Below are 15,756 nucleotides of genomic sequence, written 5' to 3'. Positions count from 1 at the left end.
GTTCACCTCCGCCTGCGCGGAGCGGACGCGGAACACCGTGCCGTCGGTCATGGTGCGGCCGGTTCACCTCCGCCTGCGCGGAGCGGACAGGACGACGATGGTATAGACGATGTGCAGCCGCGGTTCACCTCCGCCTGCGCGGAGCGGACTTCGTCAGAACGCCGTTCGTGTTCTCGGAAATCGGTTCACCTCCGCCTGCGCGGAGCGGACCGGAACTGGCCCGGCGCGGCACCGTGCTCGACGGGTTCACCTCCGCCTGCGCGGAGCGGACGGGTGGTGGCTGCGGGTCGGCCCCCTGGTTTTCGGTTCACCTCCGCCTGCGCAGAGCGGACGGCTCGGGTAAGTCGGTGGCCGCGCGCGAGCACGGTTCACCTCCGCCTGCGCGGAGCGGACCGTCCCGTGCGACGCGGGTCCAAAATCCAGTGCGGTTCACCTCCGCCTGCGCGGAGCGGACCTGGTGCCCGACGACCCGGCCGCCGTCGCCGCCGGTTCACCTCCGCCTGCGCGGAGCGGACAAGGGATTTCGCGTCATGGAAACCGTCATCGGCGGTTCACCTCCGCCTGCGCGGAGCGGACCCCCAGATGCGCCGCGTGATGCTGCGGTACTCCGGTTCACCTCCGCCTGCGCGGAGCGGACGGTGACGACGCGGAGCCAGAGCGAGATGTTCGGTTCACCTCCGCCTGCGCGGAGCGGACGTCGGGCAAACTTAGGGTTGTTCATCGCGTTCCGGTTCACCTCCGCCTGCGCGGAGCGGACTGTCCCCTCGGGCTCGCGCCCCGTCCGGTCCTCGGTTCACCTCCGCCTGCGCGGAGCGGACTTGCAGCGGGCGCAGATCACTGGGCTACCGTCCGGTTCACCTCCGCCTGCGCGGAGCGGACCCACCGACCAACGACCAGCGTGTCCCCACCGGCGGTTCACCTCCGCCTGCGCGGAGCGGACTAGGCCCGGCCGGGCACCGCCGACCGCAGTTCCGGTTCACCTCCGCCTGCGCGGAGCGGACGGGTCCAGCATGAAGCTCACCATCAGCGCCGCCGGTTCACCTCCGCCTGCGCGGAGCGGACAAACCGAGGAGAGTCACCCCGATGAACAACAGCGGTTCACCTCCGCCTGCGCGGAGCGGACCCTATTCTCCCGGCGTGCGAGTCAGGCACCCACGGTTCACCTCCGCCTGCGCGGAGCGGACCGGACCGCCGCGACGCCTCCGGACTCCGCCGCCGGTTCACCTCCGCCTGCGCGGAGCGGACCTCTTGGTGAGCTGGGGGGCGGGGCGCCGGCACGGTTCACCTCCGCCTGCGCGGAGCGGACAGGCTCCACGCCTGCATCGAGGCCGAAGTCCCCGGTTCACCTCCGCCTGCGCGGAGCGGACCCCTTCCTGACCTGCGACGTCAGAGGGGGTTGGCACTCCCTTTACCAACGCTGTTGCGGCGCATCAGAGTCTCCCTGAGCTCGATCAAATCGCGGCGTCTCAGAGAGACGCGCCACGGCGGTGGCAGAAGTCAGACTATCTCCGGCATGGCGACGGCGGTGGGGAGTCCGCAGGTGGGGCCGTGTTGTCGGTGGCTGCTGCTAGAAGTTCTCGGCATGAGCGATGTGATGGTCCCGGACCAGGTGGATGTGCGGGTGTGGGGCAAGGAGCGGGGGCTGCCGTATCCGTACCCCTTGATCTGTCATCTGCTGGATGTGGCAGCGGTGTTCGGCGCGCTGTGGGACGTTCTGCCGCACCCTCGGTTACGGGAGCGCGTCGCGGGGGAGCTTGGGCTGGGTGTGGGCGAGGCGCGAGCGGTGCTGGCGTGGTGGGCGGGTCTGCATGATCTGGGGAAGATCACGCCGCCGTTCCAGGCGCAGGTGCCGGATGCGTTCAAGGCGCTGACGGGCGACGGGGGCTACGTTGCGGCGGCAGGGGCCGAGCGGTCGGCGGGGTTCCGGCACGAGCTGGGGACGCACTGGGCGTTGGTGTCATTGCTGGCGGAGGCCGGATATCCGGTATCGCGGGTGCAGGCGCGCAGTCTGCCGCATCAAGTGGCCCAGTTGCTGGGCGGGCACCACGGGTGTTTCGCAGATGTGGTGCCGCCCCGGCAGGCCGCGGCAGCCGGGCAGTATCAGGCGGGGCTGGGGCAGCGCGGGTGGCAGGAGCAGCGGCGCCGCCACCTTGAGGCGGTTCGGCGGGTGGTGGGGGCCGAGACCGTGCCGTCAGGGCAGCTGTCGGCGGCGACGTCGGTGCGGGTGTACGGGCTGGTCGTGTTGGCGGACTGGCTGGCCAGCAGCGTCGAGTGGATCCTGCCCGGTCTGCCGTCCAGGACGTGGCCGGGCGGTGCGGAACAGTTGCATGGGCACTACCGGCAGGCTGCGCGGGACGCGCCCGGCGTGGTGGCGACGGCGCGACTGGGCCGTACCGAGTTCCCGCGTAAGGAGGCTTTGAAGTTCGAGGAGTTGTTTCCGTTCACGCCGAACGCATTGCAGCAGGACATCGCGGAGGTCCTGCCCGGGCTGGTGGGGGAAGAAGGCTCGGGACTGGTACTGGTGACAGCGCCGACAGGCGACGGGAAGACGGAGGCAGCCCTGTTCGCGGCCGCGACGCTCGGTCGGGCCTCGGGGGCGCGAGGGGTGTACTTCGCGTTGCCGACGATGGCGACCGCGGACCAGATGTTCCCGCGGGTGGCCTCGTTCGCCGAGCGCGTGCTGACCGGGGAGCGGGCCCTGCTGCTGATGCACAGCGCGGCCTGGCTGAGCCCCGCGATGGACGGCGTCCAGGGCGGACGCGCGACGGACACCTGGAGTCTCAAGGAGGCCGTCGGACAGGGTGAGCAGGACGCGGCTGCGTCAGGCGATGAGTTCAGCGCGGCTCCGGCCACCGCGGTGGAGGCGCGTGCATGGCTGCGGGAGGGCGGCAAGCGGGGTTTTGCCGCGCCGTTGGGCGCAGGCACGATCGATCAGGCTCTCGCTGCGGTCCTGCCGGTCTCCTTCAACGCGCTGCGGCTGTTCGGCCTGTCGGACAAGGTGCTGATCGTGGACGAGGCGCATGCCTACGGGCCGTGGATGCAGACGCTCATGGTCCGCCTTCTGGAATGGCTGGGGGCGTTGCGGGCCCCGGTGGTGCTGCTCTCGGCGACGTTGACCGGCCGCTCCGCCAGTTCCCTCGTCGACGCGTACCGGCGGGGTGCCGCCTTCACCGCGCCCTGCGACATTCAACCGGCATACCCGGGCTGGCTGTTCGCGGACGCCGCGACGGGTGAGGTGTCGGATGCGCGCGCGGTGGCGACCTCGCGCCCACGGACCCTGGACCTGTCGCTGCGGCAGGTGACCTGGGACTGCGATGAGAGCGACGCCCGGCTGAAACCGGGCGGGCGGCGCGGCGTACTACGTGAAGTCCTCACCCCCGTGGCCGAGTTCGGCGGGACGGCGCTGGTGTGCTGCACGACCGTCGCTGAGGCACAACGGACCTTCCGCGACCTCCGCGGGGCGTTCCCGGCCCTGGCCCGCAGGATTGGCGGGATCCGGCTGCTTCACTCACGCTTCCCCGGCCTGCTGCGACAGGAGATCACCGCCGACTGCGAGCTCGCCTACGGAAAGCCCGGCCCGGACGAACAGCCCGGTGCGCGGCCCGCGTCGATCCTGGTCGCGACCCAGATCGTGGAACAGTCACTGGACTTTGACTTCGACCTCGTGGTCAGTGACCTCGCTCCGCTGGCCCTGCTCCTGCAACGCGCCGGCCGCGGACGGCGCCACGCCCGCGGGGCGGCCGGACGGCCCCACTGGGCGCGGGCGGAGGAGCGGCCCGCTCTGGTCGTCCTGGAGCCCACCGGGCCGGACGGTGCGACCGAGCCCCCCAGGTTGTGGGGAGACGTCTACGACCACTCGCTTCTGCTGCGCTCGGCCGCCCTGCTACGGGAGAAGGCAGGGCAGGGCATCGCTGTTCCCGGGGACGTGCAGCACCTCGTGGACGCCGTGTACGCGCAGGACTTCACCGATCGGCTGACGGAGGCCGGTGAGGAGGAGGCCGAAGCGGCCGCGCGGCTGCACGCACTCGACCAGCGTCGGACGGGTGCTCAGATCGCGGAGGAGACGCTGGCGGTGATGACCGGGATCAGTCCACCGTATGCGGTACGCGGTGATCTGTCCCTCCTGAGCAAAGGCACCGCGGAGATGAGCGCGGAGTTGCTCACCACCCGGCTCGGTGCCGACACCGGACGCCTGCTCATGCTGTTCACCCAGGATGCGGGGGGTGTCTCGCTCGACGAGGACGGGCGACTCCCGCTGCCGGGCAAGGGTGCTCCGGACCGGGCGGCGGTGCGACGGATCGTCGCGCGCGCTGTGCCCGTTCCCGGCAGTTGGCTGCCTCCGGCCGGCGAGCGGCCCGATCTTCCTGCGGCCTGGCGCAAGCAGACCCACCTGCGTGACCTCGTCCTCGTGCCCATGGTCCGTACGGCGGAGGGCAGCGAGGGTGCGGTCTGGCGCGGTCAACTCAACGGCATACACGTCGAGTTCACGCGCGAGACCGGAATCGACCGAATTTGACCGAGGTCACTGAACCGCTTGAGCTATGCCAAGCACCCTTGGATGATTGGACCAGGCCCGCCCCTCGGCAGGGGGAGACGAGGGGTGGGCCGGACGAGCCCGCTTGCGCGAGCAGAGGGGAAGCACCGGCGGCGAGCTGTGGCACGCACCCGGTTCACCCCCGCTCACGCGGGGCCCTCGACACCCATTGTGCCAACCCGCCCACCGCAGGAGCGTGATGTTCACGGTGTCCGCCTTTCCCCTTGACGCAGCACCGTGGATCCCGGTCCTGTGGACTCCGGCCGCCCAAGCAGGCGGCCGGCACCTGCCGCCGCTGGTCGGACTGCGCACCCTGCTGGCACGCAGTCACGAGATCAGCTCGCTCGCCATCACCGAACCGCCGGCCTACTCCGCGGTCCTGCGCACGCTGTACGCGCTCACCGCCCGGGTGTGCGCGCTGGATGAGGACGACGACGGATCGGGCGAGGACTGGTCAGAGCGCCGGCTGAACATTCTGGACGCGGGCCGACTGCCCGCCGACGGCATCACCGCCTACTTCGACGCCTGGGCGCACCGGCTGTGCTTGTTCGGCGAGCGGCCCTGGATGCAGGATCCGCGCCTGGCAGAACAGTGCGATCCGGCGCGTTCGGCCGGGGTCAACAAGCTGGTGCCGACCCGGCCTTCCGGCAACAACCACGCCTGGTTCACCCATGTCCAGGACGGCGACCCTGACCCCGTCCCCGCCGGTGAAGCCGCCCTGAGCCTGCTGACCTGGCATTACTACGGCCCCTCCGGACGAGGCTCCGCCCGCACCGTCGGCGGAACCGCGAGCGCCAACATGAAGGCGGGCCCGCTGCGCGGCGCGCTCTCCTACCATCCCGAGGGCTCCACCCTCTTCGAGACTCTCCTGGCGGGCCTCCTTCACCCGGACCCGCGGGTGAGCCGTACGACGGACCGCTGCATGTGGGAGTGGGAGGAACTGCCCGACCCGGACGCGCCGCCGCCCCCCGTGCAGGGGCCCTGCTCGCGGCTGACGGCCGTCTCCCAGCACGCCCTGCTCCTGATCCCCGACCCGGACGACGAGAACATCGTGACGGATGCCTTCATCACCTGGGCCTACCGCGACGGGCGTCTGCCACGCGACGACCCGTTCCTGATCTGGCAGATCAGCCAGCAGGGCAACCCTTACCCCCGGCCTGCGGATTCGGGGCGTGCGCTGTGGCGGGACATCGACGGCCTGCTGCTGCTCAAACCCGGCGGCACGGCCCAGGCCCGCCACCCCGAAGTCTTCTCCCCTTCCCATGCTCTGGAAGTCTCCGACGTGCTGGACAGGCCACTGGCCGTGCGTGCTCTCGGCTTCGAGCAGGACGGGCAGGCCAAGGACCGGCAGTTCGTCGCCGGGCTGACCCCGCCCGTCCTTGACCGGGCCGAGGAAACCAACCCGGCCGTCGCGCCGGCGGTCGGCTGGCTGCGGCGCACCGGCGAGCTGTACGGGCGGCGCGTGCAGTACGCGGTGCGCCGTGCCTGCCAGCTCTACACCCGTGAGACCAGGCCGAAGGAAGCCGACAACTGGGCAGAGCGGGCCGCCGCCCTGTACTGGCCGCAGGCCGAGGAGGAGTTCTGGTCCCGCTTCGACGGCCTCGATCCGACCGGCGCGCTCCTCGTCGAGGCCGGACTGGACCGTAACGCTGCCAGGCGCGCGTTCTTGCGGATCGCGGAACGGGCCTACGCGAGCGTCACCGAGCCGGTGTGCCACACCCAGCGCGGTGCGCGTGCTGTCGCCGACGCCCGTACCGAGCTCTACGGCGGCAACCGGCGTCCGCGCTCCTGATCCGCCCCTGTCCGTCAGACCGCCGGCCGTGCCCGGCGGCAGCGGCCGCACCCGGAGGAACTCCCGATGACCATCACCGCCCCACCTGTCACCCGGCTTTCCCTGTACCGCGCGTACGTCGAAGAGATCACCGCCAGATGTGGTGCCGATCCCGGTGTCCGGGTCGCTCTGCGCAAGGGACTGCGCCGCGGGCTGGCCGACGTCGGCTCCCTGCACCGCATCGTCGCCCCGTGGTTGCCCGAGGAGAGGGGGGAGGCGGAGGAGCGTGCTTTCTACGCCGTGGCCGCGATGATCGCCGACCGGCCCCGCCACTCCTTCACCGCCCCCGACGTCGACGTCGACGAGACGACGCAGGAGCCCGACGGACGGGAGTTGACGGCCGCCGGCAACGAGCCGAAGACATCGTCGACGGCGGGCGAGGAGGCGGTCCCCGCAGAAGAGCGGAAGGCGCCTGCGCGGGCCCGGCGGGACAGCCTGGGCGCTTCCTTCGCCCGCGCCGTCATCGCGCAGGGCGGACAGACCGGGGTCCGTCAGGACACGGCCGAAGCCCGCCTGAACCTCCTGACCCGGCAGAGCCTGGAGGGGCTCCACCGTCATCTGCCCGGCAGCGTCCGCCTGTTGCGCACCGGCGACACCGACATCGACTTCGCCGTCCTCCTGGCCGACCTGGCGGCCTGGCCCCGGTACTCCAAGGCCGTCTCCCGGCGCTGGCTCCAGGACTTCTACCGCATCCGGAACTCCGCCATCGAAGCCGCCGCCCGCCGCCACGACGGCGAGGACGACGAGACCGGCGACCCCAACTGACCTTTCCCACAAACGACTTCGCGGCAGCCTCGGCGGCCGGCCGCATCCACTTCCCTGGAGGACCTCCCATGACCGCGCGCGCCCGGTTCCTCGACATCCACATCATCCAGTCCGTACCATTCGCGAACCTCAACCGCGACGACACCAACTCCGTCAAGACCGTTCTCTACGGCGCGAAGCTGCGCACCCGTGTCTCCAGCCAGTCCTGGAAGCGGGCGACGCGCGTCGAGTTCGAGAGGATCACCGGGAACAGCACGCTGCGTACCCGCCGCATCGGCGAAGCCGTCACCCGCGAACTCGCGGACCGCGGCTGGCCGCGGGAGCTCGCCGAGCGGGCGGGCGCCCACATCGCCGCGTCTGTCGGCAAGTTCGAGGTCGAGGAGAAGACCGAAGGGAAGACCAGGACCGCGGTCCCCAATCATGTGATCACCAACGCGATGGTCTACGTCCCCCGGGCCGCCGTGCGCGAACTCGCCGACTACGCCGAGGAACACCGCCAGACACTGGAAGCCGCCAAGGACATCACGAAGAAGGGCGAGGCCAAAGCCTCTGCCCTGCCCAAGGCCGGTGTCGACGCGATCCTGCGCAGCCGCAACGACGTCATCAACCTCTTCGGGCGCATGCTCGCCGAGGTCGACCGGGCGGGCGTCGACGGCGCCGTCCAGGTGGCGCACGCCATGACCACCCACGAAGCCGACGCCGACCTCGACTACTTCACCGCGGTCGACGACCTCACCTCCACCTGGCAGGACACCACCGGCAGCGCCCACATGGGCCACGCCGAGTTCAGCGCGGGGACCTTCTACCGCTACGCCACCATCGACCTCGAAGAACTCACCCACAACCTCGCCGGGACCGACGGCACCGCCGACGTCCACGAGGTCCTCACCAACTTCCTGACCGCGTTCACCCTCGCCGTGCCACAGGCCAAGAAGAACTCCACCGCCCCCCACACCCTGCCCCACCTCGTCCACTTCGCCGTGCGCGGCGACCGGCCCGTCTCCTTCGCCGCCGCCTTCGAGGAGCCCGTACGCCCCGGCGCGCACGGCGGCCACGGCACCCCCGCGGTGGACGCCCTCGCCCAGTACGCGGCAGCGGCCGGCTCCTTCCTCGGCACCAGCCACCTCCTCCACCAGAGCTGGACCAGCCCGGAACTCAAAGACCTTCCCGACGCCCTCGGCCGGCGCGCCGACGGCCTCGACGCCCTCATCACCAAAGCCGTCGGCCACGTCCGGACCGCCGGGCAGGACAGCGCCGCGTGAGCGCCCCCCGCCGGGCGCACGTGCCGGGCCTGCTGCTGCGGCTGGCCTCACCCCTGCAGTCCTGGGGCGAGCACAGCCACTTCGACGACCGTGACACCCTGCCCTTCCCCACCCGCTCCGCCATCACCGGACTCCTCGCCTCGGCCCTGGGCCGCTCCCGCCACCAGCGCCTCGACGACCTCGCCCTGTCGGTCACGGTCCGCACCGACCGTCCCGGCAGTCACCTGCGCGACTTCCACACCGTGGGAGGCGGTCTGAGCCGCGAGCGGACCGTGGTCACCGCCGAGGGCAAACGACGCGACAGCGACACCTCCACCCTCACCAGCACCCGCTGGTACCTGCAGGACGCCGCCTTCACCGTGGCCCTCACCCTGCCCGACCACACCGACCCCCCCGCCTCCTGGAGCGACGCCCTGCTGTCCCCGCGCTGGCCCCCCTACCTGGGCCGCCGCTCCTGTCCCCCAGCGGGCCCGCTCCTCCTGGGCCGCAGCACCGACGTCCTCCACGACCTCGTCCACCTCCCCCTCGCCGTGCACGCCCGCCACGCCGTGACCGGCCCTGGCGACGGCGAAGGCGCCACGGTCTCGGTGCTGTTCCTGTCCGACCAGCCCCTGACCGGACTGGCCGCCCCCCTCGGCCACAGCACACCCGACGACGGCACGCAGGAGCACGCCACCATCCTGGACGCGCCCGTCGACTTCAGCTCCCCGCACCGCCGCCACCGGGCCCGCTCCCTCTACCGGCGCACCCTCAACCTGCCCGCCTCCCAATGCGCCGACTACGGAACCAGGCAACTGACCCGACTCGCCGCCTACACCTCTCCCACCTACACTCCCGCCGCCCACCCCGCCCGGGAAGGAAGCATCCAGTGACCCTCTACCTCACCCGGCTCATCCCCCACCCCTCCTCCCGACTGGCTCAGCAGGAACTGGGCGCCGGCACCTCCCACGCCTCCCTCCACCGCCGCGTGATGTCCCTGTTCCCCGACGGCATCCCCGAACAAGCCCGCGCCCACTTCGGTGTCCTGTTCCGCGTCGAGGACACCCCCCGCGGCAGCCACCTCCTGCTGCAGTCCAACCAGCCCCCCGACCCCGCCCGCCTCCCCGCCCAGTACGCCACCCTCACCACCCGCGCCCTCGACGCCCTCCTCGACGCCCTGCAGCCCGGCCGCACCCTGCACTACCGCTGCACCGCCTCCCCCGTCCGCAAGCCCGGCGCCACCACCCGCGCCCACTACAAGCTCCCCGCCGTCGTCCCCCTCAACGGCACCGCCGCAGACGAATGGTGGCACCGCCAGGCCGACCAAGCAGGACTGAAAACCCTCACCCTGCGCTCCCAGCCCGTCGACGCAGCCCGCGACCGCCAGTACCCCGCCGACACCACCCGCGCCGACCGCGCCAAGCACAGCAACCGCATCCACCACCACCGCGTCCGCTTCGACGGCACCGCCACCGTCACCGACCCCGACCTGCTGCGCACCGCCGTCCTCAGCGGCATCGGACGCGGCAAGGCATACGGCTGCGGACTCCTCAGCATCGCCCCCGCCCCGGATCCCGCATGACCACCGTCCCCGCGACGGCTCCCGGCCCCCACGGCGGGGGCCGTCGCCGTCTTGCCGCACCCACCGTCGCCATGCTGCCCCGCGTCGTCGACAGCCTCTCCTTCCTCTACCTCGACATCGTCCGCGTCCACCAGGACGACACCGGCGTCTGCGCGGAGATCACCACCCAACGCCGTGGCACCGAGACCGTCTACCTCCCCACCGCCTCCCTCGCCTGCGTCCTGCTCGGCCCCGGTACCTCCATCACCGCACCCGCCCTGGCCACCTTCGCCCGCCACGGCACCACGGTCCTGATCACCGGCATGGGCGGCGTACGCTGCTACGCCGCCACCGTCCCCGGCACCCTCACCACCACCTGGCTCGAACACCAGGCCCGCGCCTGGGCCGACGACACCCGCCGCCTCGCCATCGCCACCGCCATGTACGAGCACCGCTTCGGCCCCGGCCAGGCCCCGCCAGGAGCGACCCTCCAGCAACTGCGCGGACTCGAAGGACAACGCGTCAAAGCCCTCTACAAACTCCTCGCGAGACAGCACCGCATCCAACGCTTCCGCCGCTCCTACGACCCCGACTCCTGGGACACCCAGGACCCCGTCAACCTCGCCCTGTCCGCCGCCAACACCTGCCTGTACGGAATCGTCCACGCCGCCATCGTCGCCCTCGGCTGCTCCCCCGCCCTCGGATTCGTCCACAGCGGCAACCAGCAAGCCTTCGTCTACGACATCGCCGACCTCTACAAAGCCGAACTCACCATCCCCCTGGCGTTCTCCCTGAACACCTCAGACCGGCCCGAAGCAGAAGCCCGCCGCTCCTTCCGCGACGGCCTGCGCCTCTTCCGCCTCATGCCACGCATCGTCCGCGACCTCCAGACCCTCCTCGCCCCCGACAGCCCCCAACCCGACCCCGACGAAATCCCCGACGAACAACTCGTCGACCTCTGGGATCCCGTCACCGGCCCCCTCCCCGGCGGCACCAACCACGCCTGACCCACGACAGGAGCATCCCGGCCTGTGCCCGCCATGACCGTCATCTCCGCCACCGCCGTCCCCGACCACCTGCGCGGCGCCCTCACCCGCTGGCTCCTCGAAGTCACCCCTACCCTCTACATCGGCACCATCTCGGCCCGCGTCCGCACCGAACTCTGGAACAACCTCACCGCCTGCCTCACCGAAGGAAGCGCCGTCCTGGCCTACCCCGCAACCAACGAACAAGGCTTCACCCTCCACACAGCCGGCCCCCAACGCCGCGACCCCCTCGACTTCGACGGCCTCACCCTCATCGCCTTCCAACGCCTCCCCACAAGTCAAGAAACCGCAAAGACCCTATAGAACCGCAGGCCACGAAGGGCCCGCTCCGCGCAGGCGGAGGTGAACCGTAGCCGGTCTCGAAACCGTAGTGCGCGCGGCCGCCCGCTCCGCGCAGGCGGAGGTGAACCGAAGCGGGCCAAGGGCACCGAGGACGAGCCGGGGCCCGCTCCGCGCAGGCGGAGGTGAACCGGTGCAGGACGGCGCCCTCGCGGAGCTGGAAAAGCCCGCTCCGCGCAGGCGGAGGTGAACCGACCTGCTTGGGCTTGAACGCGCCGATGGAGCGGCCCGCTCCGCGCAGGCGGAGGTGAACCGGACTTCACCGGGCTCAAGTCGAACACCAGCTAGCCCGCTCCGCGCAGGCGGAGGTGAACCGTGGAGCTACTGACATGCCCTCTCCCTCGTACGGCCCGCTCCGCGCAGGCGGAGGTGAACCGTGACCGGACCGTCCAGCACACCCCGCGGCGAGGTCCGCTCCGCGCAGGCGGAGGTGAACCGCCCGCACACCAACGCGTCCACCCCGGATGCCGGTCCGCTCCGCGCAGGCGGAGGTGAACCGCACTGGATTTTGGACCCGCGTCGCACGGGGCGGTCCGCTCCGCGCAGGCGGAGGTGAACCGCTCGCGCACGGTGTACTGGAACGCCGGCAGATCGTCCGCTCCGCGCAGGCGGAGGTGAACCGGCATGTACTGCTCTCCGACTACTTCCCGGAACGTCCGCTCCGCGCAGGCGGAGGTGAACCGGCATGGCGGGACGCCGGATACGGACTGAAGACGTCCGCTCCGCGCAGGCGGAGGTGAACCGAAGATCGCCGTGATGATCCCCGTCGCGATGGAGTCCGCTCCGCGCAGGCGGAGGTGAACCGCCCGCCGGAGCCCACGCGGACCCCCCGGCGATGCCCGCTCCGCGCAGGCGGAGGTGAACCGACGGAGAACACCCATGCCTGACCTGCCCCCCGGTCCGCTCCGCGCAGGCGGAGGTGAACCGGCGTCGTCGCGGCCCATGACGACTGCGGAGCCGTCCGCTCCGCGCAGGCGGAGGTGAACCGCTGTGGGGCAAGGTGCGGATGTGGGCGGGAGTGTCCGCTCCCCGCAGGCGGAGGTGAACCGTTCTCCCGGGCGATCGTGGGCTGGTCCGCCGCCACCGGCAAGCGGGCCAAGCTCGTCCTCGACGTCCTCGACATGGCCCCGTGGCGCCGCGACCGCTCCGGAACTCCCGCTGGCGTTCACCGCACACCTGATCGCGGCGGGTATCGATGCCTCGATCGGTACCGTCGGCGACGCCCTGGACAACGCGCTCATGGAATCCCAGATCGGCCTGTACACGACCGAGCCGAGCACGCCCCGCAGGCCCTGGCACGGGCCTCGCCGACGTCGAACTCGGCACCGCGGAATGGGTCGACCGGTTCAACAACAAGCGCCTCCACACCGCGATCGGAGACATCCCGCCCCACGAGCACGAGACCAACCTCTACGCTCAACACCAGCCCCAACCGGCGGCTGGAGTCGGCGCATAGAGCCTCCAGCGATCCCGGAGCGGTTCAGACCGGCGCGGCCGACTTCCACGGTGAGTTGCTCACCGCGACCACTCCGGTCCCGGCGCGGGTCGCGGGTGCCGAGGACGGCGTGCCGCTGCTGGTCGCCGCGATGGGGCCGCAGGCGCTGCGGGTCAGCGGTGAGCTGGCGGACGGGATCCTGCCGTATCTGGCGGAGCACATCGTCCCGGCCGTGACCGCCGCGGCGCGGGCCGCCGGATGTCCCGCGCCCAGGGTCGTCGCCCTGGTGCCCGGCGTGGTCACGGACGACGTGCACGCGGTGCGGGCGAAGCTGGCCGAGAGCCTCGCGTTCTACGAGCAGTTCCCGTCCTACGCCCGGGCCGTCGACCTGGCCGTGATCGGCGACGAGAAGACCGTCGCGGCCGAGGTGCGGCGCTATCGCGACGCCGGTGCCACCGAGATCGCGGGGGACGCCGATCGCCGCCGCACCTGGGCGCTCCTCGGCCAACTGGCCGGATGCTCCCAAGGCTCCCGTGGCTCCCGGGACTTCACCGACGACTGGCAGCGCTGGTACCGCGGCCATGAGACCAGGCTCGCCGATCCGCACGGGTTCCTGGCCATCACCGGTCCGCACTGGCTCGACGACCGGCCGCGGCGCTTCCCCGACGCGCCGGGGGCGTGGCACAGCGGCCGGGACGGGGTCGTCGTACTCCTCGGCAAGGGGGAGCGTGGCGGTGTCGACGCGGTCTGGGGCGACGCCGTCATCGAGGTCGCCAGGCGGGGTGGCCATGACATCGTGCGCCCCGGCATCCGGACGCGCCGCTGCGCACCGCCTTCGCCGGAACGCCCGCCTCTTCCCCCGACCCGCGCTGGGCCGTGACCGGCCGGTACGTCCCCTTCGACGAGCCGCGGCCGACCACCGTGGGCGCGGCCGTCGAGGGGCTTGAGCATGTGTACGACGCCCCGGGCCGGATCGAGTTCGAGCTGGACGGGCGCGCGCTGTCCCTGACCGCGTTCCCCGGGCACGGCGCCGGGCGGCTGATGGTGCTGTTCACCGACGCGACCTCCGGGGTGACCGCCTACGCGGCCAACCGGGTCCTGGCCGTCGGGCCGCCCGCCGCCGACGGCAGGGTCCTCCTGGACTTCAACCGCGCCGCGAACCCGCCGTGCGCCTACACCGACCTGGCCACCTGCCCGCTGCCACCGGCCGAGAACCGGCTGCCGGTGGCGATCGAGGCGGGGCGGCTTCTGCGCGCTCTACGGCATCGACCCGCGCGGGCTCACTTCTGCCAGCCCACCGTCTCCGGCAGCGGGTTGTAGAAGATGGTCGCGCCGACGTTGGCGAGGCCCTTCTTCACGCCGTACGTCGAGGGGCCGCTGAACAGCGGGAGGAAGGCGTACTGCCGCAGCGCCTCGCGCTCGACCTGGTTGGCAGCCGCCGCCTGCTTGCCGAGGTCGGCGATCTCGGTGGTGGCGCGGATCTCCTTGTCGAGCGCGGGCGTACCCGCGCCGGTGATGTTGGAGTCGCGGTCGGAGCAGTAGAAGTCGCACAGGTAGCGGGCGCCGAACGGGTCCATCGAGCGGTTGCCCGACAGGAACAGATCGAACTTGCGGTCGCTGAGGATCTTGGAGAAGTCCGACTCGTCGGCCTTCCTGATGTCGAGGCGGATACCGACCGGCTTCAGCATCGCCGCGAAGGCGCCCGCGGTCGCCTTGTCCAGCGGGGCGTCGCCGAGGAGGGTGTAGCCGACTTCGAGCTTCTTGCCGTCCTTGACGCGTATGCCGTCGCTCCCGGGCTTCCAGCCGGCCGCGTCCAGTGCCTTCTTCGCTTCGTCCGGGGCGTACTTCAGCACGGCCGAGACGTTGTCCTGGTAGCCCTTCTGGAAGCTGTAGAGGATGGCGGATCCGGGCAGCGGCTCCTTGTAGTCCAGGCCCTGGAACTGGATCTTCGCGATCTGGGCGCGGTCGACGCTCTCCTCGATGGCCTTGCGCACGGCGGGGTCGGCGAGGACAGGGGACTTGGAGTTCAGGTAGAGCGAGTACTCGAAGGGGCTGCCGCCGCTGCGGATCTCCGTGCCCGGGAGCCCCTTGATCTGCTTGAGGCTCTCGGCGTCGACCGCGGAGACGTTGTCCACCTGCCCGTTCTTGAAGGCGTTGACGGCGGCGGTCGACTCCAGGTTGACGTAGATGCGCTTGTCCAGCTTGCCCTTCTTGCCCCACCACTTCGGATTGCGGACGAAGGTGATGTCGCCCGAGTGGGTGTCCCAGGTGCCGACCGTGTACGGCCCCGCGCCCCATTCCGGGTGCGCCTTCTTGACGTACGCCTTGTTGAAGTTCCCGACCGTCGCGGCCTTGGGGTGCAGGAAGGTGGTGAAGAGGCTCGACCAGGAGGGGTACACCCCCTTGAAGGTGATCACGGCCTGCTTGGCGTTCGCGCCCTTCTCGACGGAGGTGATCTGGTCGTAGCCGTCCGTGGAGGAGGCGGCGTACGCCTTGTTCGAGCCGTTATCGGCCTTCCAGGTGGCCTTGATCGCGGTCCAGTCGATGGGGGTGCCGTCGTTGAAGACGGCCTTGGGGTTGATGGTGAGCGTGACCTTCTGGTTGCCGCCCGCCACGGAGACCTTCACATCGCTGAAGTAGTCCGGGTTGTACTGCACTTCGCCGGTGGGCGAGTAGGTGATCGCGTCGGCGTTGTACCAGGACCAGACGCGGGACGCCGTCAGCGTGGAGTTGACGTTGAACGGGTTGCCCTGGTCGTCGAAGGTCCCGACCGAGGTGTAGGTGCCGCCGTCCTTGATCCGGTCGTACGGCGTCGGGTCGTAGTCGGCGACGGACGACGCGGCCTTGGGGGTGTTCTTCGCGTCCGATCCGGTGGAGTCCTTCGCCGAGGACTGGCACGCGGTGGCGGTCACGGAGACGGCGGCGAGCAGGGCGACGGGCAGGGCCAGTCTGGTGCGCATGGTGGAGGGTTCCTTCGGAAATCGGAAATCGGAAATCGGGAAGA

10 protein-coding genes, 2 pseudogenes and 2 CRISPR repeat arrays (1 of these 14 running past the window's edge) are annotated in these 15,756 nt (G+C 71.1%); of the genes and pseudogenes, 11 read left to right on the top strand and 1 reads right to left on the bottom strand.

Annotation, left to right across the window (positions count from 1 at the left end; all coding sequences use genetic code 11):
• A CRISPR array of direct repeats spans window positions 1–1,367; the repeat unit is 29 nt; unit sequence CGGTTCACCTCCGCCTGCGCGGAGCGGAC; it reaches 612 nt to the left of the window's first position.
• 215 nt (window positions 1,368–1,582) lie between these two features.
• The 11 genes and pseudogenes from ACLF5H_RS02095 (at window position 1,583) to ACLF5H_RS02045 (ending at window position 14,072) form a co-directional block, all read left to right on the top strand.
• Window positions 1,583–4,516, top strand: coding sequence for a CRISPR-associated endonuclease Cas3'' (locus tag ACLF5H_RS02095; protein WP_421674361.1), 2,934 nt, complete (start codon window positions 1,583–1,585; stop codon window positions 4,514–4,516).
• A gap of 217 nt (window positions 4,517–4,733) precedes the next feature.
• On the top strand, window positions 4,734–6,326 hold the full coding sequence (gene casA / locus ACLF5H_RS02090; RefSeq protein ID WP_421674360.1) for a type I-E CRISPR-associated protein Cse1/CasA: 1,593 nt from the start codon (window positions 4,734–4,736) through the stop codon (window positions 6,324–6,326).
• 66 nt (window positions 6,327–6,392) lie between these two features.
• Window positions 6,393–7,130, top strand: coding sequence for a type I-E CRISPR-associated protein Cse2/CasB (gene casB, locus ACLF5H_RS02085; RefSeq protein WP_421674359.1), 738 nt, complete (start codon window positions 6,393–6,395; stop codon window positions 7,128–7,130).
• A 68-nt stretch (window positions 7,131–7,198) separates the two neighbouring features.
• The gene (gene cas7e, locus ACLF5H_RS02080; RefSeq protein WP_421674358.1) at window positions 7,199–8,392 is read left to right on the top strand and encodes a type I-E CRISPR-associated protein Cas7/Cse4/CasC; all 1,194 of its coding nucleotides are present in this window, start codon (window positions 7,199–7,201) and stop codon (window positions 8,390–8,392) included.
• Entirely contained in the window at window positions 8,389–9,264 is an 876-nt protein-coding gene (gene cas5e / locus ACLF5H_RS02075; RefSeq protein ID WP_421674357.1) for a type I-E CRISPR-associated protein Cas5/CasD, read from the top strand. The genes cas7e and cas5e overlap by 4 nt, the downstream gene beginning before the upstream one ends.
• Window positions 9,261–9,953, top strand: a complete 693-nt coding sequence (gene cas6e / locus ACLF5H_RS02070) for a type I-E CRISPR-associated protein Cas6/Cse3/CasE (protein ID WP_421674356.1) — start codon at window positions 9,261–9,263, stop codon at window positions 9,951–9,953. The genes cas5e and cas6e overlap by 4 nt, the downstream gene beginning before the upstream one ends.
• Window positions 9,954–10,024: 71 nt before the next feature.
• A complete protein-coding gene (cas1e, locus tag ACLF5H_RS02065) occupies window positions 10,025–10,939 on the top strand; it encodes a type I-E CRISPR-associated endonuclease Cas1e (protein WP_421674424.1) in 915 nt (304 codons plus the stop codon).
• A gap of 24 nt (window positions 10,940–10,963) precedes the next feature.
• Window positions 10,964–11,281, top strand: a complete 318-nt coding sequence (gene cas2e / locus ACLF5H_RS02060; RefSeq protein ID WP_421674355.1) for a type I-E CRISPR-associated endoribonuclease Cas2e — start codon at window positions 10,964–10,966, stop codon at window positions 11,279–11,281.
• Window positions 11,282–11,299: 18 nt separating this feature from the next.
• Window positions 11,300–12,366: a CRISPR direct-repeat array (repeat unit 29 nt; unit sequence GTCCGCTCCGCGCAGGCGGAGGTGAACCG).
• A gap of 146 nt (window positions 12,367–12,512) precedes the next feature.
• Window positions 12,513–12,773 (top strand): integrase core domain-containing protein, encoded by a 261-nt coding sequence (locus tag ACLF5H_RS02055; protein ID WP_421674423.1) that lies wholly within the window; start codon window positions 12,513–12,515, stop codon window positions 12,771–12,773.
• 25 nt (window positions 12,774–12,798) lie between these two features.
• Window positions 12,799–13,269 (top strand): annotated as a pseudogene (locus ACLF5H_RS02050) (LLM class flavin-dependent oxidoreductase); the annotation flags it as partial.
• Window positions 13,261–14,072 (top strand): annotated as a pseudogene (locus tag ACLF5H_RS02045) (DUF1684 domain-containing protein). The pseudogenes ACLF5H_RS02050 and ACLF5H_RS02045, both read left to right, overlap by 9 nt.
• Here the strand turns inward: ACLF5H_RS02045 and ACLF5H_RS02040 are convergent.
• A complete protein-coding gene (locus tag ACLF5H_RS02040; RefSeq protein WP_421674354.1) occupies window positions 14,033–15,712 on the bottom strand; it encodes an ABC transporter family substrate-binding protein in 1,680 nt (559 codons plus the stop codon). The pseudogene ACLF5H_RS02045 and the gene ACLF5H_RS02040 sit on opposite strands and share 40 nt — an antisense overlap.
• Between the last annotated feature and the right edge of the window lie 44 nt (window positions 15,713–15,756).

This window comes from Streptomyces sp. LaBMicrA B280 (assembly GCF_049222185.1).
Taxonomy (GTDB): Bacteria; Actinomycetota; Actinomycetes; order Streptomycetales; family Streptomycetaceae; genus Streptomyces; species Streptomyces murinus.
The sequence above is the reverse complement of the archived record's forward strand: the minus strand, read 5'-3'. Positions and strand labels throughout refer to the sequence as shown.

Bases quoted from the DNA above. Each gene is read 5' to 3' on its own strand.
- ACLF5H_RS02040 (WP_421674354.1), bottom strand. From the start codon at position 15,712: ATGCGCACCAGACTGGCCCTGCCCGTCGCCCTGCTCGCCGCCGTCTCC.
- ACLF5H_RS02055 (WP_421674423.1), top strand. From the start codon at position 12,513: ATGCCTCGATCGGTACCGTCGGCGACGCCCTGGACAACGCGCTCATGG.
- ACLF5H_RS02095 (WP_421674361.1), top strand. From the start codon at position 1,583: ATGAGCGATGTGATGGTCCCGGACCAGGTGGATGTGCGGGTGTGGGGC.
- casB (WP_421674359.1), top strand. From the start codon at position 6,393: ATGACCATCACCGCCCCACCTGTCACCCGGCTTTCCCTGTACCGCGCG.
- cas1e (WP_421674424.1), top strand. From the start codon at position 10,025: ATGCTGCCCCGCGTCGTCGACAGCCTCTCCTTCCTCTACCTCGACATC.
- casA (WP_421674360.1), top strand. From the start codon at position 4,734: ATGTTCACGGTGTCCGCCTTTCCCCTTGACGCAGCACCGTGGATCCCG.
- cas7e (WP_421674358.1), top strand. From the start codon at position 7,199: ATGACCGCGCGCGCCCGGTTCCTCGACATCCACATCATCCAGTCCGTA.